This window comes from Cryobacterium sp. Sr8, from assembly GCF_004403225.1.
GTDB lineage: Bacteria > Actinomycetota > Actinomycetes > Actinomycetales > Microbacteriaceae > Cryobacterium > Cryobacterium psychrotolerans.
The window spans coordinates 41924-65812 of record NZ_SOHO01000070.1 but is presented as its reverse complement, the minus strand read 5'-3'; the positions used below and the strand labels follow the sequence as shown (position 1 = coordinate 65812).

Sequence of the window (23889 nt, the reverse complement as noted above, 5' to 3'; positions counted from 1 at the left end):
GTGAGCTGGTTTGAGGCGATCCCCGCGCTGACCGTGGCCGTGCTGACGGTCGTGCTGATCGGCGCGCCGTTCGCGTGGGCGGTCGGCGCGCGGGGCATCACATTCCTCGGCCTGAGCGTCGCGAGCTCCGTGTCGGCGGTGGCGCTCTCCTCGGTCGTTGCGCCCCTGGTCGGGCTGCCCTGGAACCTCCTGGCCCCGTTCCTGGTCTCCCTGCCGCTGGCCGCGATCGGGTTCGCGCTGCGCCGCTTCTTCGTGCTGCCGCCGCTCCCGGGGCCCCGGGAGTGGGGCTCGGTCTTCGGCTGGAGCCTGGCAGCCGTCGCCCTCGGCGGCACCCTGGTCGCCTTCTCGGTGCTGCCCGCCATCGTTCAGGCGGACACCCCGTCGCAAACCTACGACGCGATCTTCCACCTCAATGCGGTGCAGTGGGTGCTCGACACCGGGGACGCGTCACCGATCAACATGACGATGTCGACCCCCGGTTCGAGCGGTTCCTTCTACCCGACGCCGTGGCACGCCATCGTCGCCCTCGTGGTGCAGCTCACCGGCGCCGGGGTCGTGGTGGCCACGAACGCCGTCGCCGTGGCCACTGCGGCGTTCGTCTGGCCTGTGGCCTGCATCTTCCTGGCCAGGGCGCTCTTCGGCCCTGGGCACCTCGCCCTGGTGCTGACCGGGGCCATGAGCGCGGCCTTCGCGTCGTTCCCGATCGTGCTGCTGGGCTTCGGGGTGCTCTACCCCAACCTGCTCGCGGTCGCGCTGGTCCCGATCGCTCTCGGGCTCCTGGTCATGGCGCTGAGGCAGGACTCGGCCGCCACGCTGAAGCCGGTGGCGCTGTGGCTGCTCACCGCCTGGGTGGTGCTGGGGATGAGCATCGCCCACCCGAACGCCCTGTTCAGTCTCTTCGCCCTGAGCGCGCCGCTGCTCGTGCAGGCCTGCGTCGTCTTCGTGCGTCGCCGTCGCCGGGAACCCCGCTCCGGCGGCCCGATATTGGCTGCCGTCGTTGCCCTGGCGGCCGCATTCGCCCTCGAAGCCTTCCTCTGGACCCGGGTCGCGACCAGCGACAACGCCTGGCTGCCCGACCGGCCGTTCCTGGTCTCGATCGCCGAGGCCGCCCTGGCCGGTCCCGGCAACCTGACCCTCGGCTTCGCCGCGTCCATCGTCGTGCTCACCGGCGTGGTCATCACCCTGTTCCGTCGACGCCTCCTCTGGCTCAGCGCCTCCTGGGCCGTCGCCGTGCTGCTGTTCGCCGTCGCGAACGGCGGCCCCGAGGGCGCTCTCCGCGACGCGATCACCGGTCTCTGGTACAACGACTCCTTCCGCCTCGCCGCGCTCCTGCCCATTGTCGCGGTGCCCCTGGCCGTGCAGGGACTGCTCGCGATCATCCGCTTCGCGCAGCGCGGGGCGGATCGTATACTGCCCGGAAGCCGGACCCCGGCCGCCACCCGCGGCGTCTCGGCCGCCGTGGCCGTCGCCCTGGTGGCCATCGCGGTGGCCGGCACCCAGCTCGGCAACATCCAGGCCGCGCGCTCCAACCTGGCGGCGACCTACCGGATGAGCGACACGAGTCCCCTGCTCGGCACCGCGGAACGGGATTTCCTCGCCGAGGTCGGCCGGATCGTGCCCGAGGGCGGCGTCATCGCCGGCAACCCGTGGAACGGCAGTTCGCTGGTCTACGCGTACACCGGCCGCGCCGCCCTCTTCCCGCACGTCGGCGGCAGCTACCCCCAGTCGTACCGCGCCCTCGCCGAAGGCCTGGCCCAGGGCACCCCGGCCGCCTGTGCCGCCGCCGCCGCCCTCGGCGTCGACTACGTGCTCGACTTCGGTGACCGGTACGTCTTCGCCGAAGACGAGCGGGCCGACCAGTACGGTGGCATCACCGCCGTCGAAGACTCCAGCGTGCTCACGGTTGTCGCCGAGGACGCTGGCTTGAAACTGTACGAAGTAACCGGATGCACTGCCCCGTAACCCGGGGACAGTGAGAGAAGAAGAGAGAATTCCTGTGAAGATCGCCGTCATCGCGCTGGGCAAGATCGGCCTGCCCCTCGCCGTCCAGTTCGCGTCCAAGGGCCACGAGGTGGTCGGGGTCGACGTCAACCCCCGCACCGTCGAACTCGTCAACGCCGCCCAGGAGCCGTTCCCCGGCGAGGCGCACCTCCAGGAGCTTCTCTCCGAGCTGGTCCCCGCCGGCCAGCTCCGGGCCACGACCGACTATGCGGATGCCGTCACCGGCGCCGACGCCGTCGTGCTCGTCGTTCCCCTCTTCGTGGACGCCGACGCGCGCCCCGACTTCGGCTGGATGGACGCCGCAACCCGCTCGCTCAGCGAGCACCTGACGCCGGGAACCCTGGTCGCCTACGAAACCACCCTCCCCGTCGGCACGACCCGCAACCGCTGGAAGCCCATGCTCGAGGAAATCTCCGGCCTCACCGAGGGCAGCGACTTCCACCTCGTGTTCTCCCCGGAGCGCGTGCTGACCGGCCGGATCTTCGAGGACCTCCGCAAGTACCCGAAGCTCATCGGCGGCCTGTCCGACGCCGGCACGGCCAGGGCGATCGAGTTCTACGAAGCGGTGCTCGACTTCGACCCGCGCCCCGAGCTCCCCCGCCCGAACGGTGTCTGGGACCTCGGCTCCGCCGAGGCATCCGAGCTGGCCAAGCTCGCCGAAACCACGTACCGCGACGTGAACATCGGCCTGGCCAACCAGTTCGCCCGCTTCGCCCAGAAGTCCGGGATCGACATCTACAAGGTGATCGAAGCCTCCAACTCGCAGCCGTTCAGCCACATCCACCAGCCCGGCATCGCCGTCGGCGGACACTGCATCCCCGTGTACCCGCGCCTCTACCTCTGGAACGACCCGGATGCCACGGTCGTGCGGGCCGCCCGCGAGGCGAACCTGGCCATGCCCGAGTACACCATCGGCCTGCTCGAGGGCGCCTACGGCGACGTGCGCGGCGCTCGCGTGGTCGTGCTCGGAGCCGCCTACCGCGGCGGCGTGAAGGAGACCGCCTTCTCCGGTGTGTTCGACACCGTGAAGGCCCTCGAGTCCCGCGGCGCCGAGGTGCTTGTGCACGACCCCCTCTACGACGACTCCGAGCTCGTGTCCCTCGGGTTCACCCCGTACCACCTCGGCGAGCCCGTCGACGCCGCCGTGGTGCAGGCGGACCACGCCCAGTACCGCACGCTCGGCGCCGCCGACCTGCCCGGAATCACCGCGTTCATCGACGGCCGGCGGGTCAGCTCGGCCGAGGCCTGGGCCGGCGTGACCTACCGGGTCATCGGGCGGCCGTAACCGTGGGCGCGGCCCAGCCGAAGGTGCGCGTGCTCTACGTGAACGATGCCGCGTTCACGGGGCAGCGCATCCTCGAGCGCGCCGCGCGCGACGGCCAGCCCTGGCGTTTCTTCCCCAGGGCGGTCGCCGACCCGGGGTGGTCGGGCCCGATCGGCCGCCTCCGCTTCGCCGCGCGCGGGGCGGCCTGGGTGGCCCGGCTCGCCCTGGCGGCGGCCCGGGTGGACCTGCTGCACGTGCACTCGGGGGCGATGCTCAAGCACACCCGGTTCGTGCCCAAGCCGTTCGTGCTGCACCTGCACGGAACCGACATCCGCACCCTGCAGTACGACCCGGCCTGGCGCGATTCCATCCTCTGGGGGGTGCGAAAGGCGCGGGCCGTGGTCTACTCGACGCCCGACCTGGCCGAGCACATCCTGCCGCACCGCCCCGACGCGATCTACCTCCCGGTGCCCGTGACCCTGTCGGCGCTGCCCGCACCGGCCGAGGCCCCCGAGCGCCGGGTCTTCTTCTGCTCCCGCTGGGAAGACGTCAAGGGGCTCGAGTATGCCCTCGCCGTCGCTCGGGAGCTCGTTCGCGGCCTCCCGCCGGGGTACGAGGTCACCGGCCTCGACTGGGGGCCCGGCGCCGATGCGGCCCGCGCGGCCGGCGTGAGCCTCGTGCCGCGGATGCCGCACGATCGGTACCTCGACTTCATGGCCGCGTCCGCGGCGGTGGTCGGCCAGAGCGCCGGCATGATCGGGTCGAGCGAGCTCGAGGCCCTCGGCATCGGCGTGCCGGTCTATGTTCCGCTCCGGCCCGGGCTCTACCCGGACGCCCCGCCCGTCGGCGGAGGCGCCGACGCGTTCGAGCACGCCGAGGCCGTGGCCGCCGCGCTGGTCTCGGACCTCGCCGCGGGCATCCGGGACACGAAGGCGGGCCCCGCGTGGATTGCCCGCACCCACGAGACCGAGCTCGCCTACCGGCGGCTGGCCGCGCTCTATCCGACCCTCGTCGTCAGTGCACGGGGGCGAGCAGCTCGGTAAGGATCTGCTCCTGGGCCCGCTCGTCTTCGCGCGAGTTGAGCACTTCGGCCGCACGGTGCGCGTTCGCCTTGTACCGGGCGACGTCCTGCTCGGTCAGGTCACGCAGCACGGCGACGAGGTCGTCGACGCTGAAGCCCGCCGTCAGGCGGCCGAGGTCGTGTTCGCGGAGCAGGACATCCGTCTCGACCGCGGGGCTGAAGACCAGGGCCAGCCGCGCCTGCACGAAGTCGAAGAACTTGTTCGGCAGCATGAGCCTGTGGTTGGTGGTGCGCGGCGGCAGCACGAAGACGCCCACGTCGTAGGCGTTGAGCACGCGCGGCAGGTCGGCGGGCGCCACCGGGTCGTGCACGTGCACGCGGTCCGACTCGGAGGCCAGGGCGACGAGCGAGTTCCAGTAGCTGTCGCTGCCGCGCGCCTTCACCAGGTAGAGGTCGAGGGTGAAGCGGTCGTCGAGGCGTTTGGTGGCCTCGATCAGGGTTTCGATGCTCCGCCCTGGAACGGCGCCGCCGCTGTGCACCAGGCGGATGCGCCCCTCCTGCATCGGGGACGGCGACAGGTCCTGGAACCCGATGGCGTTCCTCACGATGCGCGATTGCACCCCGAATTGCTCCTCGTAGAGCTTCGCGATCGAGCCGTTGATCGTCGACACGACCGTCGTGCCCGGCAGGTACCGGGCGCAGACCCAGGTCATGAACGGGGCCACGAGGAGACGCCAGGACAGCACGTGGGTGCGTTCCTCCGGAGCCCATTCGTGCATATCGCCCCAGACCGGTGCGCCCTGGGCGATCCGATGCGCCAGCGGAAGCGCCCGCGCCTCGTTGGCGACAATCAGGTCGAACTCGCGGCCGTGCAGGAGCTTCAGAGCGCTCTGCATCGCCGGGGCGTCCAGCACGACCGAGCGGTAGGCCCTGACGGCGAGCTTGAGCACCCCCAGCGGGGTCTGCGGCAGGGACGGCAGTGCGGAGTCGACCCGGATGTGCTCGGCGACGCCGGGCGGGGCCTCGCCGTACCCGATCGTCGTCACCGAACCGAATTTCCGCAGGACCTCCAGCTGCCGAAGCACGCGGGAGTCGGCAAGGAAATTCGAGAACGAAATGCAGAGGATGCGGGGTGGAGTGGACACCCCGCCCATCCTATGCCGCCGTCCGATCAACTCAGAACGTGACCGCTCCTCCTGCCGTCGTCCACCGGACGCGTCCGCCCTGGAACGCCTGCTCGAGCACCCCGGGCGAGACGACCCTGGTGCTCTCGAGCGGATAGCCCAGCTTGCCGGCCGGCCCGCCGTTGGAGTAGTAGTACTCGCCGATTTCGCGGGCGACCCGGTCGATGCTGGTCGCGGACGACCAGACCAGCCAGCCGTTGCCGAACTCCTGGCTCGTCCCGCCCTTTGCGTCGACCTTGCCGGCCGCGGCTGGGTAACCGAGCACACCACTCGGCCCGCCGAGGGCGGAGTACGACGCGCCGACAATGCCGGTCACGGCGTCGAGCCCGCTCGCGGCCCCGTAGTACAGCCAGCCGCCCACGAACCGCTGGCCGTTCCCGCCGTCGTTGTAGACCGTCGTGCTGCTGATCGGGTGACCGAATTTGCCGCCGACCCCGCCGACCGTGAGGTACTGGTCCGCCATCGGCTTCAGCACATAGTGGATGCCCCGCGTGGGCGACCAGTACAGGGTGCCCTTCTGGAAGGCCTGGCTGAGCCCGTTTCCGGGTTCCGCCTTCTGCGCCGCCAGCGGATAGCCGAGGCGACCGCCGGGGCCGCCGAGCGCCGCGTAGGAGTAGCCGATCTTGCCGACGACGGCGTCGAGCCCGGTCGCCGCCCCGTAGTAGAGCCAGCCCCCCACGAAGGCCTGGCCGTTCCCGCCGTCGGGGTAGACCGTCGTGCTGCTGGTCGGGTGACCCCACCTGCCGCCGACGCCGCCGACCGTGAGGTACTGGTCCGACATCGGCTTCAGCACATAGTGGATGCCGCGCGTGGGCGACCAGTACAGCGTGCCCTTCTCGAACGCCTGGCTGAGCCCGCTGCCGGGTTCCGCCTTCTGCGCCGCCAGCGGGTAACCGAGGCGCCCGCCGGGGCCGCCGAGCGCCGCGTAGGAGTAGCCGATCTTGCCGACGACGGCGTCGAGCCCGGTCGCCTCCCCATAGTAGAGCCAGCCGCCCACGAAGCGCTGGCCGTTCCCGCCGTCGGGGTAGACCGTCGTGCTGCTGATCGGGTGACCGAACGTGCCGCCGACGCCGCCGACCGTGAGGTACTGGTCGGACATCGGCTTCAGCACGTAGTGGATGCCGCGCGTGGGCGACCAGTACAGGGTGCCCTTCTCGAACGCCTGGCTGAGCCCATTACCGGGTTCCGCCTTCTGCGCCGCCAACGGATAGCCCAGGCGACCGCCGGGGCCGCCGAGCGCCGCGTAGGAGTAGCCGAGCTTGCCAACCACGGCGTCGAGCCCGGTCGGCGTCGACAGGTAGAGCCAGCCCTTCTGGAAGCGCTGCCCCTGTCCGCCATCAGGGTACGTGGTCGTGTTCTCGGTCGGCGGGCCGTAGGTTCCGGCCGCACCGCCCAGCTTGGCGTATTCGTCGCCCAGCGCAGTGAGGACATACTTCACGCCGAGCGTCGGCGAGGAGTACAGGGTTCCATTCTGGAACAGCTGGCTGCTGGTACCGGAAGAATCGACGACCTCCGCCGCCAGGGGGTACCCGAGCACGCCGGCCGGACCGCCGAGGGCGCTGTACGCCGTGGCGATGGCCCCCGAGAGCCGGTGGATGCTCGTGGTCGGCGACCAGTACAGGGCGCCCTTCTGGAAGTTCTGGCTCGCGCCGCCGCCCGGCTCGACCTTCGGTGCTGCGATCGGGAAGCCGAGCACACCGGCCGGACCGCCCAGGGTGGCGTACGACCGACCGACCGGGCCGGAGACCACGTGGATGCTCGTTGTCGGCGAGTAATACAGCCAGCCCTTCTGGAAGGCCTGGCTCGCGCCGGAACCCGGCTCGGTCTTCGGGTTGGTGATCGGGTAGCCCAGGACGCCGTTGGGGCCCTTCAGGGCGATGTAGGAACGGCCCACGTTGGCCGTGGTGCGGAACGCCCCGGTCGTGGAATGCCAGTAGGCCCAGCCGTACTGGAAGGCCTGGCCGATGCCGCCGTCGGGGTATGTGACCGGCTCATCCGTGGCCATGCCCAGCAGGCCGATGGTGGTCGAGTCAAGGCTGGCCAGCGAGGTCGAGGTTGGGTAGCCGCCCGTGGTCGAGCCGAACCAGTCGGTGAACAGGCGCCAGAAGTTGCGGTTGCCGTAGGCGGAGCAGGAGTTTCCGGTGCCGTACATGTTCGCCAGCGCCGCGGCGTTGGGGCGGTACGGGGTGTAGATGTAGAGGCCGGCGGTGGCCTGGTTCTGGATGTACACGGAGGAGCTGCCGCAGGCGGAGTTGGGGTGCCAAAGGATGGTGTTGTACCGGCCGGCGACGTAACCGCGGGACGCGGGTCGGGCCTGGTACTTCTTGAACATGTAGGCGGCCTGGTACACTTGGTTGAAGAAGCCGTAATACTGCGAGTCGCAGACGGACGTGTCGGGGCAGCCGAAACCGGTGGCCTTGCGGTAGATGCTGGCGGTGGGGTGTGTGCCCGTGACCAGACCCTGCTCCTTCTCGAGCAGCACGAGGAGGGCCTTGGGGTTGATGCCGCAGGCCACGCCGACCTTGGCGATGATGGAGGCTGCGGTTTCGTTCAGCTGGCCGGCGTACGCCGCGCAGCCTTCGCTCTTGGCCGTCTGGCTTGTCGTTGACTCGCGGTAGCTCTTCAGGCAGGTGTAGCCGCTCCAGCAGCTGGGAACCTTCCCGTTCAGGAAGGTCTGCACCTGGGCCGCGGTCATGGTGCGGCCGTTGTAGAAGATCGCGTCGCTGATGATCATGCCGGGGTTGAAATCGGCGCCGTTGGCCGCTTCAGCGGGCTGCGCGGGAGTGGCCACGAAGCCGATGGAGACCAGCAATGACACCGCGACAACGAGGCCGATCGATTTGGCCGCGACGCGTCGCAGTGTGGTTCGCATGATGGACGATTCCCCCCGAAGGTCGATTGCCGCAGGGTTGCGCGCAATGACTGATCCTATGAAGCATCACAGAGATCGGCTGGATCGCCCCACCCGGGGGCCAAATAGAGGGGGTCAGGGTCTACCCCCAGTTCGGGGAGAACGCTGTTTAGTCGCTGAGAGCGCCGCCGCGGGCGATGAATCTGCGATACGCGAAACGGCGTACCGGCTCCGGCACATACCGGTAGAGACCGCGCACGGCGACGTTGCGCAGATACTGGCCGCGAGTGGTGAAACGGATGCGCCGCAGCGCCTTCTGCAGCATGAGCTCGCTGTCCCATTGGGCGCGGCCGCCGCGCCGGGCGTAGGCCCCGTCGCCCACGCGGTACATCACCAGCGGGTCCGGGATGTTGTCGACGAGGGCGCCGGCCGCGATCATCCGGGCGAACAGCCAGTAGTCCTCCATCATGCCGAGGCTCTGGTAGCCGCCCGCCGCCGAGACCGCCGAGCGGCGGTAGACCACGGTGGGGTGGCTGAACGGATCGTGGAACCGCGCGTACCGCTCGATCTCGGCCTGTCCGGTCCTCGGCACCCGGCGGCCGACGATCCGGCCGGCCTCGTCGAGGAACTCCAGCATCCCGGTGCCGACCAGGTCGAGCCCGCCGTCGATGAGGGGAACCTGCGCGGCGAAACGTCCGGGCAGGGAGATGTCGTCGGCGTCCATCCGCGCGACGATGTCGTGCGCGCAGAGCGCGAGGCCCTCGGTGAGCGCCTTCGCCAGGCCGACGTTGCGCTCGAGCACGTGGTGCAGGACCGGCACCGGGCTTGCCGCCAGGACGCGGTCGATCTCCTCGGCCAGGGACGCGTCGATCGGACCGTCCTGCACGATCACGACCTGACTCGGCGGGAGCGTCTGTCCCTGCACGCTGGTGGTGAACGCCTTCGCGAAATGCGCCGCCGTGTCTCCGCGGTAGACGGGCAGCAGGAGCGAGAAGGATGCTCCGGGCACGGAGGTGCCAGTCTCGGGGACATCGGTCATGGGGGCATCAGGCATGGGGCCCCTCGAGGGCACGCACGGCATCGGTCACCGGGCCGAGCCCGGCCAGGGAGACAGCGTTGTGGCGCGGTCGGGTGCGCAGGCCGTCGGCGAGTCCGCGCGCGAGCCCGTCCCTGAGCACGGCGCGGTCGGCCGAGCGGATGAACGTGCGCACCCACCGGCGCAGCGTCGACGCGCCGTAGACGAGCTTCTCCCCGGGGTTGAGGCTCCGGGACGCGCGCTGCATCCAGAGTTTGTTGCGCACCTCGTAGTAGAAGCGGGGGCCGGGGTCGATGTCGGTGGCGGCGAGCGCCTTCGTCTTGTGCACGACGACGCTGCCGGGCACGAAGACGCCCCGGCGGCCGCGCAGCAGCCGGGTCGAATACTCGAAGTCGTCGTTCCAGATGAAGTAGTCGGCCAGGGGCAGGCCCTCCGCGCGCACGACGTCGGCGCGCACCAGCATCGAGACGAAGGAGCTGCTGCGCACGGCGAGCAGGCCCCGGTCGGCCGCGGCCGTGCGCTCCGCCCGGGAAACGAACGGTTTTTCGCGGGGCGTGTTCATCGGGTGGTCGGTGCCGTCGGTCCAGATCACGCGGGACCCGGCCACGACCGTGCCCGTTCCGGACACGGCGGCCAGCAGCTCGGTCAGCGCCGACGCGGTCGGAATCGTGTCGTCGTCCATCATCCATACCCAGTCCGGCGCGTGCCGTTCGAGGGCGACGGCCAGGCCCGCTGCGAACCCGCCGGCGCCGCCGGTGTTCCGCTCGAGCACGACCAGGTCGACGAGGGGCCCTGCCGCCGCGGCGACGGCGGCGGAATCATCCGTTGACGCGTTGTCGATGACGACGATCCTGGCCAGCGCCGTATCCTGCCGGGCAAGGGCGTCGAGCACTTCGAGGAGCAGGTCGCGCCGGTTGTAGGCGACGACGACCGCGACGACGCGCGGCGGGGTGGGTGCTGGAGGCATGTGCTCTCGGGGAGGAACTCGGGGTGGAACTCAGGGCGGGGACCCCTCTATCTTGCCGTGCAATGCTGTGTGCGCGCTCCCCCGCCTCACCAGCGCGTCGCCAGCGCCCCACCGGCGTCGCCTTCGGAGTGCGTGCGGGATCCGTTCGGAATCAGGGCTGTGGCCCCGCCAGGACCGTCCGGGTGGGCTCGAAGTCGAGCCACCGGCGGGCCAGGTCGATCCGTGCGACGGAGTAGCTCGGCGGCGAGTCGACGAGCGTGTAGGTGGCCGGGTCGCAGCCGAGCGCGCGCACGATGTCGCGGTTGCTCGTTGCGATTCCGGATCCGATGTTGAAGACGGAATGCGGCTGTGGGAGGGGCGCCGCCAGCGCCGAGACGATCGCCGCCGCGACGTCGTCAATGTGAACGTAGTCTCGGACGAAGTCGTCCGGCCCGCGGAGGGGAACCGGCCGATCCGGGGTCGCCTCGAGCAAGCGGGTGACCAGGGAGTTCGGTGTTCCCGGACCGAACATGTTGAAAACCCTCAGGCTGACGCTGTCGCCGGTTGTCGCCGCGGCGAGCGCCTGTTCGGCCCGGTGTTTACTGCTCGCGTAGCTGGTGCCAAGGCGGAGCGGCGCGGATTCATCGGCCGGCCGGTCGTACTGGTCGCCGTACACGGCCGACGTCGAGACGAACACGATGCGGCCGATTCCCGCGTCGCGCTGGGCCTCGGCCAGCGTCACGGCGGAGCCCACATTGACGGCCTCGGTCAGCTCCGGGTCGACGTCGCAGGCCGCCCCGGTCAGTGCCGCCAGGTGCACGACGGCGTCGGGCCGCACGTCGGCCAGGACGGCCCGGAAGGCGAACGGATCGCCGACGTCCACGGCGACCTGGCCGGGCCCCCCGCCCGCCCGGGGCGAGACCAGGGAAACCGGGCTGAATCCGGGACGCTGCCCCAGCGCCGCGACGAGCCGTCGGCCGATGGCACCGTGTGCTCCCGTCACGAGCACCTTCATTGGATCGCGAATCCCATCCGCTTCAGGAAGTCGACGGCCTGGTCCGGCGTGATCGTGTACGCCCTGGTCCGGACGAGGAACTCGTCCAGGGAGCGGATGAAGGCTGACTCGTCGAAGTCGATCTCGTCGCGGACGACGAAGATCTTGGGATTCTTCGTCGTGCCCACGTTGTCGGGTTCGTAGGTGAGTTCCTCGAACATCTTCTCGCCCGGGCGGAGCCCGGTGATCTCGATCTCAAGGCTCGGGTCGACGACCTTGACGAGGCTGCGCGCCAGGTCGAGGATCTTCACCGGCTCCCCCATGTCGAGCACGAAGATGTCGCTGTCGCTGCCCATCATGGCCGACTGGATGATCAGCTGGCTGGCTTCGTCGATGGTCATGAAAAAGCGGGTGACATCGGCATGCGTCACCGTGAGCGGTGCCTTCCGGGAAATCTGCTTCCGGAAGATCTGCATGACCGATCCGTTGCTCTGGATGACGTTGCCGAAGCGCACGGCGTTGAACGTCGTGCCGTGCGACCCCTTGGCGAGGGCTTCCATCGTCATCTCGCCCAGTCGCTTCGTCGCACCCATCACATTGACCGGGTTGACGGCCTTGTCGGTCGACACGTAGACGAAATTGGGAACGGCGTGCGCGATGGCCAGCCGCATGAGGTTGAGGGTGCCCCACACGTTGTTGTTGATGGCTTCCAGCGGGTTCGCCTGCATCAGCGGCACGTGCTTGTACGCGGCGGCGTGGAAGATGATGTCGGGCCTGAAATCACCGATGACGGCGTCGAGGAGCGGTTCGTTCTTGACGTCGGCGATGTGGTATTCGATGTTCTCCTGGGCGGCGAGGTCCTGGCCGAGGAAGAACACGCCGTTTTCCCACCAGTCGACGCAGGCGATCGCCTCGGCGTTCATCCCGGCGATCTGCCGCACCAGCTGGGAGCCGATCGACCCGGCCGCCCCGGTCACCAGGACGCGTTTGCCGGCGATGAACCGGCGGGAGGACTCCAGGTCGTGCTTGACCGGCTCCCGCCCGACGAGGTCGAGCACATCGACGTCGGTGAGGTCCTCGATGTCGACGGTCTCGCGGGTCAGCGTGCTGTACGTGCGGGGGACGATCGCGAACTCGATGTCGTCCGTCGCGATGCTGTTGATGAAGTCGCGCACCGTCTTCGACCCCACCGAGGGGATCGCGAAGTACACCGTCGCAATGCGGTGTTCGGCGATGACATCGTTGACATCGCGCAGCGTGCCTAGAACCTCGGGCGCGGTGGACGAGTCATCCAGGTAGCCCACGACGTTGCCGCCGCGCAGGGCGATGTTCCGGGCCAGTGCCGTGCCCGCAGTCCCGTGACCGACGATAAGGATGGGACTGTCGCTCTTCTGCAAAGTACTCACTGCGCAACTCTACAAGCACCCGCCGGGCGCCTCCCGGGGAGGGGGCATAGCATCGTCAGCTCTCGGACCTGCACGTGGCATCTCATGCCACGGCGGCGATTTCGCGACCCCCGCTAAGGGGTGACATAGCGGGCGAGCTGGGCCGCCACGAGCGCGGAAACCGAGCCCGGACCGCCGAGCACGATGATGCTCTTCGGCTGGAGGCGTTTCAGCTCCGTCGCGATCGAGGCCGGGATACTGCCGGCCTCGACCAGCAGGATCGGCGCGCCCTTGGCCGCGGCCACCGGGGCGCCGGACAGGGCATCCGGGAAGGTCCGCCCGCTCGCGACGTACGCGACATCGACCCCGACCGGGAAGTTCTGCTTCGAGATGTCCGCCGACGCCGAGAAACGGTCGGCTCCCCACAGCCGGGTGACCGAGCCGGCCGTGTACGACTGCAGCTTCGCCTGGACGGTGGTCGAGACCGAGCCGGGGCCGCCGAGCACGACGATCCTGCCCGGCTTCAGCCGCTTGAGTTCCGCGGCGATCGACGCCGGGATGCTGCCGGCCTCGACCAGAAGGATCGGCGCGCCCTGGCCCGCGGCGACCGGGGCGCCCGACAGGGCATCCGGGAAATTCCGTCCGCTGGTGACGTAGGCCACCGAGACCCCGGCGGTGAAGTTCTTGTTCGAGATGTCCGCCGACGCTGAGAACCGGTCGGCACCCCACAGCCGGGTGACCGTGCCGGCCGTGTACGACTGCAGCTTCGCCTGGACCGTGGCAGACACCGATCCCGATCCGCCGAGCACGACGATCCTCCCCGGCTTGAGCCGGGCCAGTTCCGTCGCGATCGACGCCGGGATACTGCCGGCCTCGACCAGCAGGATGGGCGCGGCCTTGCCGGCGGCGACCGGGGCGCCGGACAGGGCATCCGGGAAGTTCCGCCCGCTGGCGACATAGGCCACCTGCACGCCGACCGGGAAGTTCTTCCTGGAGATGTCCGCCGACGCCGAGAACCGGTCGGCGCCCCAGAGGCGGGCGACCGGCGTCGACAGGGTGACCGTCACCGACGCCAGCCCGCCGGCGATGGACTGCACGCTCACGCGCAGGCCGCCGGAGCGGGTGGCCAGGCTCTGCCCCGGCTTGAGGTAGAGCTTGCTGCTGACGGCGTCCAACTCGGGGGCGGGGTTCAGGAGCACGACCGAGGACTGGTCGGCGCGCCGGGTGAGCACCCGCACGCCCATGTCGACGCCGAGGAAATTCATGTAGCCGGTTTCGTAGAGCGACCCGGCGTCAGCACCGCCGCCGCCGCGGAAATCGATGTAGTACACCTGGCCGGTGAGCGGGTCGGTGGCCTTGAGTGCCCGCCTGCCGCTGGCTGCGCCGGTGGACGCGAGCGTCGTCGGGGTGTCCTGGATGGCCGTGCCGGCCGGCAGCGTGATGCCCTGCAGCTCGCCCGGGACCAGCGCGCCGAGCCGTTCCTTCTGGGTGACGTTGAGCGCGGTCGGCCGCGTGTTGGTGTAGACCGTGCCGTCCCAGTTCATGGAGTTGGCGGAGCTCATCACGTCGTAGAGATCCCCGTACTCCTCGTCCGCGCAGCCGTCGGAGTACGTGTTGTCCGCCTTCGAGTAGATCCCCTCGATGACCGAGGGGTCAGGGCACACGTGCGTGTTCGAGTGCTCCAGCCCCAGGTTGTGGCCGAACTCGTGGGCGACGATGTCGAGGGTGACCGGAGCGACCAGTTGGGCCCAGATCATCCCTCCATTGGCCGTGCTCACCGCCGCGTCGAAGCTTCCGATGGTGCCGACGCCGGCGCCGCCGCAGCCTTCCGGCACGAGCACCAGCAGGTGGTGCCCCTGCGCCGCCACGTAGTACTCGCCGTTGCGGCCGAAGAGCTTTGCCGCCTCATCCCAGAGCCATCCGGGGTCGTCGTTGCAGCTGTAGCCGCTCGCGTAGCGCCGGATCGTGGCGTTGGGCGTCAGGGAGAGAACCTGTCTGTTGCTCTGCGCCGTCCAGTAGGCGCCCGTCTTCGCCACCAGGTCGCGCACCCCGGCGTCAGCCAGCAGCGGCGCCGGCGGGTTCGAGTCGCTCGGCGTCACGACCGCCACGTCGACCGTGTGCGCGCCCTGCAGGTACCCGGCCACCGGGATGTCGGATGGTGCGCCCCGGCGAGCCGCCGGCGCGGCACCCAGGACATCCGTGGGGCTGACAGTGTCGTCGCCGGCCAGGGCCGTGAGCGAGTCCTCGGCCGCAGGCGGCGCGGCCGGGGCGGCGGCGAGCGCGGCGGGCGCGGTCGGGATCAACCCGAGCCCCAGGATCGCCATGGTCAGGATCGCGACGTGGCGCCGCGCGGCTGGTCTGTGCATCATCGGTACTGCTCCCCCTGCGTGAGCAGCACCTGCTGCGCTCCCAGAAGTAAATCAGTAAATGCCAGCGGGCGATAGCGCCCGTTCTGGTGTCATCAGGTTGCCGCCGAACCGGCCAGCTAGAATCGGCAAAACCTTCATCCCGAAAGAGAGCAGCCTTCCCCGTGAGGATTCTGGTCACCGGCGGAGCCGGATTCATCGGCTCCAACTTCGTCAGGCGAACCCTCGCGGACGCCTACCCCGGCCTCGAAGGCGCCGAGGTGGTCGTGCTCGACGCCCTCACCTACTCCGGCAACCTGGACAACCTCGCCCCGGTATTCGACTCCCCCCGGTACTCGTTCGTGCACGGTGACATCCGCGACGCCGCGCTGCTGGACACCCTGTTCCCCGGCCTCGACGCCGTCGTGCACTTCGCCGCCGAATCCCACGTCGACCGGTCCGTCACGGACGCGTCGATCTTCGTCGAGACCAACGTACTCGGCACCCAGCGGCTGCTGGACGCCGCCCTCCGCCACGACCTGGCCCGGTTCGTGCACGTGTCCACCGACGAGGTCTACGGCTCGATCGCGGAAGGCTCCTGGGACGAGGAACGAGCCCTGGAGCCCAACTCCCCCTACTCCGCGTCGAAGGCCGCCAGCGACCTGCTCGCCCGCAGCTACCACCGCACCCACGTCCTGAACGTGTCGATCACCCGCTGCTCGAACAACTACGGCCCGTACCACTTCCCCGAAAAGGTCATCCCACTCTTCGTCACCAACCTGCTCGACGACCTGCACGTGCCCCTCTACGGCGAGGGCCTCAACATCCGCGACTGGCTGCACGTGGACGACCACACCCGCGCGATCGCGATGGTGCTCGTCGGCGGCCGCGCCGGGGAGATCTACAACATCGGCGGCGGCACCGAACTGACCAACCGCGAACTCACCCAGCTGCTGCTCGACTCCACCGGCACGGGCTGGTCGCACGTCGACCGGGCGCCCGACCGCAAGGGCCACGACCTGCGCTACTCCGTCGACATCAATAAGATCCAGGCCGAACTCGGCTACCGGCCCGAGGTCCCGTTCGAGCAGGGCCTCGCCGACGTCGTCGACTGGTACCGGAACAACCGCGCCTGGTGGGAACCGCTCAAGGCCCGCGCGGCTCTGAACTGATGGAGCTGAGCTAATGGCCCGCTATCTGATCACCGGCGCCACCGGGATGCTCGGCCGCGACCTGCAGGCCGCCCTCGCCGGCCGCGAGGTCACCGCGCTGAGTCGCGCCGACCTCGACGTCACCGACCTCGCCGCCGTGCGGGACGCCGCGGCCGGGCACGACGTGATCATCAACGCCGCCGCGTACACAAAGGTCGACGACGCCGAAAAGAACGAAGACGCCGCCTACGCCGTGAACGCGCTCGGCGCCCGGAACCTCGCCATCGCGGCATCCGCCGGTTCGGCCCAGCTCGTGCAGGTCTCCACCGACTACGTCTTCAACGGCCGCGGCACCTCGCCCTACCCGGAAGACACCCCGCGGGACCCGATCTCCGCCTACGGGCGCACGAAGGCCGCTGGCGAACGCTTCGTGCAGCAGGAGAACCCGACGGGGAGCTTCATCGTACGCACCGCCTGGCTCTACGGCGGCCACGGCCCAAACTTCGCCGCCACCATGCTGCGCCTGGCGGCCACCCACGACACCGTCAGCGTCGTGAACGACCAGCGGGGCCAGCCCACCTGGACCGCCGACCTCGCTCGGCAGATCGTCGCCCTGCTCGACGCCGAGGCCCCGCCCGGCATCTACCACGGCACGAACTCGGGCGAGGCGACCTGGTACGACTTCGCCCGGGCCGTGTTCGCCCACGCGGGCCTCGACCCTGACCGGGTGACCCCCACCGACAGCTCCCAGTTCGTTCGGCCGGCACCCCGGCCGTCCTACTCCGTGCTCGGACACGACGCCTGGCAGGACGCCGGGCTCCCCCCGATGCGCGCCTGGACCGACGCCCTCGCCGACGCCGCCCGCCAAGGCACCTTTGGAGAAACATGATCACCCTTCGCGTCCTCGTCGACCAGATGATCGCGCCGGTTCCCGGCGGCATCGGCCGCTACACCGAGGAACTCACCCGGCAGCTGATCGCGACCGCCCCTGCCGACTGCTTCGTCGAGGGCATCGTCTCGTCGTCTTCCGGCGACCAGTACGAGTACGTCGAACGGACGCTGCCCGGCCTGTCCGGGCTGTACAAGACGACCCTCGCCCGCCGCGAGCTGGCGGCCGCCTGGCAGCTCGGCATGACCACCTCGCCCGGGCCGGGCCTGATCCACGCGACGGGCCTCCTCGCCCCGCTCCGCCGGCACGACCTGGCCGACGGCACCCAGCTGGCCGTGACCGTCCACGACGTGCTCGCCTGGACGCATCCGGAGGCGCTCACGCCGACGACCGTCGCCTGGACGAAGGCGATGCTGAAGCGCGCCCGCAAGCACGCCGACGCGGTCGTCGTGCCGAGCCACGCGGTCGCCGACCAGTTGTCGGAGATCGCCGACTTCGGGGACCGGGTGCGCGTGATCGGCGGCGCCGTGGCCAGCGGGCTCCGGCTTCCCACCGACTACCTCGTCTCCGGCACGCTCTCCTCGGGGGTGGCGGCCACCGAGGCTCTCGGGCTCCCGGCGGAATACATCCTCGCGGCGGGCACCCTCGAGCCGCGCAAGGCGATCACCGCGCTGATCACCGCCCTCGGGCTGCCCGGCGCGCCCGATCTGCCCCTCATCGTGCTCGGGCCGGATTCCTGGGGTGAGCTCGATATCGCCTCGGTGGCCGACGAGGTGGGCCTCGCGCCGGGCCGCGTGCGGGCGATGACCGGGCTGAGCGACGAGGAGCTCGCGGTCGTGATCTCCCGCGCCTCGGTCTTCGTCTTCCCGAGCCTGGAGGAGGGCTTCTCCACCCCGATCATCCAGGCCTTCCACTTCGGCACCCCGGTCGTGCATTCGGATGCCCCCGCCAACGTCGAAGCGGCCGGTGACGCCGGGTTCGTCGTCGAGCGGCAGGACGCGGCCGGCTACCCCGAACGGCTCGCCGCCGCGGTGTCCCGGGTGCTCGGCGACGCCGAGCTCGCCCGCAGGCTGAGCATCGCCGGCAGCGATCGGGCCAGGGCGTTCAGCTGGCGAGACTCGGCCGAGCGCGTCTGGCAGCTGCACGCCGACCTGTAGCCCGCCGCCTCGCGCACGGTAACCTAAAGCCTATGCATTCGTCCCCGACCGAGGTCCCGCGCGCCCGGCGCCTGGACTCCCTGACCGGACTGCGCTGGTGGGCCGCCTTCGGCGTCTTCCTGTTCCACATGAACAACCTGGCGCCACTTCCGATCTTTCCGATCCTCCGGTTCGGCAACTACGGGGTCATGTTCTTCTTCCTGCTCTCCGGGTTCGTCCTGACCTGGTCCGCCAACGCGAAGGTCTCCCCGACGACGTTCTGGTGGCGCCGCTTCGCACGGATCTACCCCGCCTACCTCGTGGCGCTGATCATCGCGATCCCGGTGTTCTACAGCTTCGCCCCCGACCCCGCGGATTGGTGGGTCAAGCCGGTCGACGTGGGCATCCTGCTGCTGTCGGTCGTGCTGCTGCAGGGCTGGTCGAAGGATCCCGTGGTGCTGTTCTCGGGCAACCCGGCCGGCTGGACGCTGACGTTCGAGTCCTTCTTCTATGCCCTGCACCCGGCCCTGAACACGTTCCTGCGGATGCTGCGGCTGCGTGGAACGCTGATCGCGGCGCTGGCCATCGTCGTGCTCAGCTTCGGCTACCGGGCCGCGAGCCTGGCCTGGCCGGGAACGTTCGTGACCGACATCCCGTGGCCGGTCGTGCGGCTGAGCGAGTTCGCGCTCGGCATGACCGCCGCGCACGCCATGCGCCTCGGCTGGACCACACGGCTCTCCCCCATCGTCATGTACCTCGCCGGCGGCTTGTTCATTGCCTGGTACGTGCTTCCGCCCATTTTGCTCAGTCCCGCGAACGCCGAGATCGTCGGCGGCGGGGCCATCGGCCTGGCCGTGCGCAGCAGCACCAACGAGTGGATGCTGCTGCTCTGCGCCCTGCTCGTGGTGACGGTCGCGTCCCGGGACGTCCGCGGCGGCCGGTCGATCCTGCGCAGCAAGCCCCTGGTGAAGCTCGGCGAGTGGTCGTACACGTTTTACCTCGTGCACGCCACCGGGATCTACATTGTGCTTGCCCAGGTCGGCCCGCAGCCCTACAGCCGGTGGAGCATCCTGTGGTACGTGGGAATGCTCGCCCTGGCGCTGATGATGTCGGCGGCCCTGCACTACGCCGTCGAGAAGCCCTGCGAACGGTTCCTGCGCAGCCGCTGGGATGCCCGGCTCGCCCGCCGCGAGGCCGCCCGGGTGGCCGCCCTCGCCCCCGATCCCGTCACCACCTGACCCGCGAAACCGCAGTTGTGCGCGTTATTCGCGTGTTTTAGCGCGCACAACTGCGGTTTCGCGGGGACTTCGGGGGCGTTAGGGGGCGGGCGTGGGAGAGGCGGGGGGCGCGAGGGCTTTGTCTATCAGAGAACGGATGTAGTCGTAGTCGGGATCTTCCGGTTTGACGTCGTTCTCCGGCACGAGCTCGACCGAGTTGATCGGCTGCTTCTTCGTCTTCGAGGCCAGGTCGACGAAGTAGCCCAGCATGCCCTGCGGGACATCCGTCTTCACGACCTGGGCGCCGGCCGTGGCGACGGCCTGGAACTTGGTCAGCACGTTGGCCGGGTTGAACTGCTTGAGGATCGCCTCCTGGAGCACCCGCTGGCGGGCCATCCGGTCGTAGTCGCTCGTGCCGTGGCGGGCCCGGCCGTACCAGAGCGCGGTGTACCCGTCCATGTGCTGCTGCCCGGCCTCGACCCAGCCGTCGACGTTGTTGAACTGCTCGTCGCCGCCGATCGGCAGGCGCTCCTTGACATTGATGTCCACGCCGCCGAGCGCGTCGATGAGGTCGGTGAAGCCCTGCATGTCGATCAGCACGTAGTACTGGATGCTCAAGCCGGTGACGCCCTGGGCGGCGTCCCGCATGGCCTCGATGCCGGGCGAGCTGGCCTGGGCGGCCGCGTCGGGGTACAGCTCGGGGCGCTTGAGTTCCATCTCGGTGTAGATGGAGTTGAGCATGCAGGCGGAGACGTCGCATCCGTCGATGGCGCCGTAGCCCTCCGGGTAGATGTCCGCGAGCGGGGAGTCGGCCGGGAAGGGCACGTTCTCGAGGTCCCGGGGCAGGCCGATCATGGTGGCCTGGCCGGTCTTGGCGTCGATGCTGACCACGGAAATGCTGTCGGGGCGCAGGCCGTCGCGGCCGGGCCCGGCGTCGCCGCCGAGGAGCAGGATGTTGTACCGGCCGTCGACGGGCGGCTCCGACGGCCCGGCGGAGAACACGGACGACAGGAAACCGCTCGCCGTGGTCGCCACATAAGCCCCGTAGGCGGCCGTGCCGCTGGTGAACGCCATCAGCACGACCGCCAGGCCGGCGATGATCGGCCGGGCCTTCGGCGAGGTGCGCACGAGGCGGGCCAGCCGGATGGTGTCGATGCTGAGGACCGCCCAGGCGACCGCGCAGAAGGCGAGCGCCAGCGCGGCGACCCACAGGCCGATCGTGCTCGTGAAGACCGTGAGCACGACCTGCGGCCAGAGCACCCAGGCGACGCCGACGGCGATGCCCAGGGTGAGCACGGCCAGCGTCAGGCGCAGGCCGAAGCGGCCGAGTTTTCGGTTTCCGGCCAGCACCTGCGGCGAACCGGGCAGCACCGTGTTGAGCACGACGAGCCACCAGGCTCGCTTGGTCATCACGGGCGCGGATCGGGCATCCGGGTAGCGGATCGGGCTTCGGGCGCTGCTCATAGCCTGGCTTGCAGGTCCCGGTTCTTCTGCTCGACCTGCTCGGCGAGCGCCTCCGCGTAGCCGGCCAGCTTGAGTCGGAGGGAGTCATCGGCGGTGGCGAGGATCTTGACCGCGATCAGCCCGGCGTTGCGCGCGCCGCCGATCGACACGGTCGCGACGGGGACGCCGGCGGGCATCTGCACGATGGAGAGCAGAGAATCGAGGCCGTCGAGCCGGCCCAGCGGCACGGGCACGCCCACGACGGGCAGGGTGGTGACCGAGGCGAGCATGCCGGGCAGGTGCGCGGCGCCCCCGGCCCCGGCGATGATGACCTTCAGTCCGCGGTCGTGGGCGCTCTTGCCGTAGGCGATCATCTTCTCCGGGGTGCGGTGCGCGGAAACGACCTGCACCTCGTGCGGCACTCCGAAGTCGCGCAGCAGCTGGGCCGCGTCGCTCATCACCGGCCAATCCGAATCGGAGCCCATGACGACCCCGACCAGGGGCGCACCGGCGCTGCCGAACGGGGAGGTCTCATTCACGGGGTTCTCTGGCACGCAGATGATCTTAGGCGTCAGTCCTGAAAGAGCGCCGCAGTGGCACGCGCCTGGTAGGCGACTTCGTCCAAATCGTGACCGCTCGCGGTGACGTGGCCGACCTTGCGTCCGGGCCGCGGATCCTTGCCGTAGTTGTGCATCTTCACGCCCGGATGCGCCGCGAAGGCCGCCTCGTACCGGTCGTCGAGCGAGCCCGTCGCCGGGCCGCCGAGGATGTTCACCATGACCGACCACGGTTCGCGGGACTCGGTGGCGCCGAGCGGGAGGTCGAGCACGGCCCGGAGGTGCTGCTCGAACTGGCTCGTCGTCGAGCCCTCCATCGACCAGTGACCGCTGTTGTGCGGGCGCATGGCCAGTTCATTGATCAGCACCCGCTCATCCGTCGTCTCGAACAGTTCGACGGCGAGCACGCCCGTCACGCCGAGTCCGTTCGCGACGGCCATGCCGATCTCGGCCGCCACCTCGATGAGCCGCCCGGGTGCCTGCGGGGCCGGGGAGATGACCTCGGCGCAGACGCCGTCCCGCTGCACGGTCTCCACGACCGGCCAGGCCCGGGTCTCGCCGGACGGGCGCCTGGCCACCAGCTGGGCCAGTTCCCGGCGGAAGTCGACGAGCTCTTCGACGAGCAGCGCGCCGTCGTTGGCGTCTTCGGCGAGCGCCGCGAACCAGTCGTCGGCCTCGTGTTCGTGGGTGATCATCCGCACGCCCTTGCCGTCGTAGCCGCCGCGGGCGGTCTTGAGCACCGCGCGGCCGCCGTGCTCGGCCAGGAACGCGGCGAGCTGGTCGGTGTTCTCCACCCGCGCCCAGTCGGGCACCGGCAGCCCCAGCTCGGTCAGCCGCTCGCGCATGAGCAGTTTGTCCTGCGCGTAGAGCAGCGCGTCCGGCCCGGGGTGCACGGCCACACCGCGCTGCACGAGCTCCCGCAGGATCTCCTGCGGCACGTGCTCGTGGTCGAAGGTGATCACGTCGACGGTGTCGGCGAAGGCGAGCACGACGTCGCGGTCGCGGTAGTCGCCGATTTGGACCGCGGCCAGCCCGGCCGCCATGCCCTCGTTCTCGGCGAGCACGCGGATGTCGATCCCGAGGTTCACCGCGGCGGGGATCATCATCCGGGCCAGCTGGCCACCACCGATGACGCCAACAGTCCTAGCCATAATCTCCACCAATTCCTGTGCGAACCTTCATTCGGCCCGGAGTCAACTCCCAGCCTGTGATCCCGACCTCGCCATAGACTGCGGGTCTCGGAGTTCTATCCTCGCTTACAGATCCATCTTCCTATATCCAGCCCGGACGGACGCATGTCGACAAACGCGGTCACCAGGAGCCGCTTCCTGGCCTTCGCCGGCCAGCTCGGCAAGTTCGGGGCCGTCGGGCTCGTGGGATTCGTGTTGGACGTCACCGTGTTCAACCTGCTCCGCAGCACTGTTTTCGATCCGGAGTTCGTGCATGCCGGACCGATCTACGCGAAGATCGTGTCCACCGTGCTGGCCATTCTCGCCAACTGGATCGGCAACCGCTACTGGACCTTCGGCACGTCCCGCCGGCCGCGGGCGTTGCGTGAGGGGCTCGAATTCTTCGCCGTCAGCCTGGTGGGCATGGGTATCGGGCTGTTCTGCCTGTGGCTCAGCCATTACGTGCTCGGCTACACCAGCATCATCGCCGACAACGTGTCCTCGAATGTGATCGGCCTCGGCCTGGGCGCCGTCTTCCGGTTCACGCTCTACCGTTATTGGGTCTTCGCCCCTGGCCGCGTCGACGCCGCGCCTGCCGCGCCTGCGGCGCCTGCCGCGCCTGCGGTCGATCGGCTAACGGCCGGCCCACGGGGGCTGGTCGGGGAGCGCTGACTGTTCCTGGCGTCGTGACCCGATCACGGTCTGCGACTCCTGCATCAGCTCGTGCAGCACCTGCTGCACCAGGTCGGCGCTCGGCACATCCTTCAGCACGAGCGGATGCTCCAGCCCCGAGTTGACGAGCACGTCGCCGGAGCGGAACGCGGCCTGCAGCCAGTTCTTGCGTACCGTCACGTCGTAGCCGCGACCGTGCAGCAGCTCCTGGCGGCTGCGCACGAAGAACCCGTGCCGAAAGATGATGCGCCGGGTGGTGATCGTGTACCGCCGGTTCAGCCACGAGGCCAGGGGCAGGAGCCAGAGCAACACGACGACCGCCGCGGCCAGCACGATGAGGCCGGTGTTCTGCCAGTCTTCGGGCAGGTTCCCGTAGAAGTATCCGGTGGCGCCGCAGACGAGCACGAGCGCCACGGTCGGCCAGAAGAGACGCCGGGCGTGCGGGCGGAGCCGGGCGACGACTCGTTCGGCGGGCGACGAGCCGGCGGGCGACGAGCCGACGAGAGAGGAGCCGGAGGTGGCCGCGGCCGCCGGGGAGGGCGAGGACCCGCGCGTGGCGGACAGGGGTGTGGTCGCCCACTGCTCCGTCGATCCCGCCGCGGACGCAGCCCCTGCACTTTTCGTCATA

Annotated in this window: 19 protein-coding genes; 8 read left to right on the top strand and 11 right to left on the bottom strand. The window is 69.8% G+C overall.

Annotated features, from left to right (window positions below):
* Genes E3T54_RS14785 through E3T54_RS14775 form a run of 3 tightly spaced genes read left to right on the top strand, consistent with a single transcriptional unit; the run spans window position 1 to window position 4308 of the window.
* Entirely contained in the window at window positions 1-1962 is a 1962-nt protein-coding gene (locus E3T54_RS14785; protein ID WP_134476349.1) for a DUF6541 family protein, read from the top strand.
* Between the two features lie 34 nt (window positions 1963-1996).
* Window positions 1997-3286, top strand: a complete 1290-nt coding sequence (locus E3T54_RS14780; RefSeq protein WP_134476348.1) for a nucleotide sugar dehydrogenase — start codon at window positions 1997-1999, stop codon at window positions 3284-3286.
* A 2-nt stretch (window positions 3287-3288) separates the two neighbouring features.
* Window positions 3289-4308, top strand: coding sequence for a hypothetical protein (locus E3T54_RS14775; protein ID WP_134476347.1), 1020 nt, complete (start codon window positions 3289-3291; stop codon window positions 4306-4308).
* On the opposite strand, the gene E3T54_RS14770 is transcribed toward E3T54_RS14775, so the two are convergent.
* The 7 genes from E3T54_RS14770 to E3T54_RS14740 all read right to left on the bottom strand — a co-directional run bounded on the left by E3T54_RS14770 (window position 4280) and on the right by E3T54_RS14740 (window position 15051).
* Window positions 4280-5431, bottom strand: coding sequence for a glycosyltransferase family 4 protein (locus E3T54_RS14770; protein WP_166804935.1), 1152 nt, complete (start codon window positions 5429-5431; stop codon window positions 4280-4282). The two genes, E3T54_RS14775 and E3T54_RS14770, sit on opposite strands and share 29 nt — an antisense overlap.
* Window positions 5432-5462: 31 nt before the next feature.
* Window positions 5463-8342, bottom strand: a complete 2880-nt coding sequence (locus tag E3T54_RS14765) for a hypothetical protein (protein WP_134476345.1) — start codon at window positions 8340-8342, stop codon at window positions 5463-5465.
* Between the two features lie 148 nt (window positions 8343-8490).
* Complete coding sequence (locus E3T54_RS14760) at window positions 8491-9375, bottom strand: glycosyltransferase (RefSeq protein ID WP_241977249.1); 885 nt, start codon at window positions 9373-9375, stop codon at window positions 8491-8493.
* Entirely contained in the window at window positions 9368-10324 is a 957-nt protein-coding gene (locus E3T54_RS14755) for a glycosyltransferase (RefSeq protein ID WP_134476344.1), read from the bottom strand. Before E3T54_RS14755 ends, E3T54_RS14760 begins: the two co-directional genes overlap by 8 nt.
* Window positions 10325-10475: 151 nt before the next feature.
* Complete coding sequence (locus tag E3T54_RS14750; protein ID WP_166804934.1) at window positions 10476-11306, bottom strand: NAD(P)-dependent oxidoreductase; 831 nt, start codon at window positions 11304-11306, stop codon at window positions 10476-10478.
* 8 nt (window positions 11307-11314) lie between these two features.
* Entirely contained in the window at window positions 11315-12703 is a 1389-nt protein-coding gene (locus E3T54_RS14745; RefSeq protein ID WP_134476342.1) for a polysaccharide biosynthesis protein, read from the bottom strand.
* 113 nt (window positions 12704-12816) lie between these two features.
* A complete protein-coding gene (locus tag E3T54_RS14740) occupies window positions 12817-15051 on the bottom strand; it encodes a cell wall-binding repeat-containing protein (RefSeq protein WP_134476341.1) in 2235 nt (744 codons plus the stop codon).
* A 161-nt stretch (window positions 15052-15212) separates the two neighbouring features.
* On the opposite strand from E3T54_RS14740, the gene rfbB reads away from it, so the two are divergent.
* Genes rfbB through E3T54_RS14720 form a run of 4 tightly spaced genes read left to right on the top strand, consistent with a single transcriptional unit; the run spans window position 15213 to window position 19441 of the window.
* Window positions 15213-16199, top strand: coding sequence for a dTDP-glucose 4,6-dehydratase (gene rfbB, locus E3T54_RS14735; RefSeq protein ID WP_134476340.1), 987 nt, complete (start codon window positions 15213-15215; stop codon window positions 16197-16199).
* Between the two features lie 13 nt (window positions 16200-16212).
* Window positions 16213-17067 (top strand): dTDP-4-dehydrorhamnose reductase, encoded by an 855-nt coding sequence (gene rfbD / locus E3T54_RS14730; RefSeq protein ID WP_134476339.1) that lies wholly within the window; start codon window positions 16213-16215, stop codon window positions 17065-17067.
* Window positions 17064-18224, top strand: a complete 1161-nt coding sequence (locus E3T54_RS14725) for a glycosyltransferase family 1 protein (RefSeq protein ID WP_134476338.1) — start codon at window positions 17064-17066, stop codon at window positions 18222-18224. Before rfbD ends, E3T54_RS14725 begins: the two co-directional genes overlap by 4 nt.
* A 32-nt stretch (window positions 18225-18256) precedes the next feature.
* On the top strand, window positions 18257-19441 hold the full coding sequence (locus tag E3T54_RS14720) for an acyltransferase (protein ID WP_092323157.1): 1185 nt from the start codon (window positions 18257-18259) through the stop codon (window positions 19439-19441).
* 78 nt (window positions 19442-19519) lie between these two features.
* Here E3T54_RS14720 and E3T54_RS14715 read toward each other — a convergent pair whose 3' ends face one another.
* From E3T54_RS14715 to E3T54_RS14705, 3 genes are all read right to left on the bottom strand, one after another.
* A complete protein-coding gene (locus E3T54_RS14715; protein ID WP_241977248.1) occupies window positions 19520-20884 on the bottom strand; it encodes an LCP family protein in 1365 nt (454 codons plus the stop codon).
* Window positions 20881-21348, bottom strand: a complete 468-nt coding sequence (gene purE / locus E3T54_RS14710) for a 5-(carboxyamino)imidazole ribonucleotide mutase (protein WP_134476550.1) — start codon at window positions 21346-21348, stop codon at window positions 20881-20883. Before purE ends, E3T54_RS14715 begins: the two co-directional genes overlap by 4 nt.
* An 86-nt stretch (window positions 21349-21434) precedes the next feature.
* Window positions 21435-22571: a 5-(carboxyamino)imidazole ribonucleotide synthase gene (locus tag E3T54_RS14705; RefSeq protein ID WP_092323158.1), complete on the bottom strand. Its 1137-nt coding sequence runs from the start codon at window positions 22569-22571 to the stop codon at window positions 21435-21437.
* A gap of 144 nt (window positions 22572-22715) precedes the next feature.
* Between E3T54_RS14705 and E3T54_RS14700 the strand changes: the two genes are divergently transcribed.
* Window positions 22716-23261: a GtrA family protein gene (locus tag E3T54_RS14700; RefSeq protein ID WP_134476337.1), complete on the top strand. Its 546-nt coding sequence runs from the start codon at window positions 22716-22718 to the stop codon at window positions 23259-23261.
* On the opposite strand, the gene E3T54_RS14695 is transcribed toward E3T54_RS14700, so the two are convergent.
* Window positions 23223-23888 (bottom strand): PH domain-containing protein, encoded by a 666-nt coding sequence (locus tag E3T54_RS14695; RefSeq protein ID WP_194088200.1) that lies wholly within the window; start codon window positions 23886-23888, stop codon window positions 23223-23225. The two genes, E3T54_RS14700 and E3T54_RS14695, sit on opposite strands and share 39 nt — an antisense overlap.
* Window position 23889: the final 1 nt, after the last annotated feature.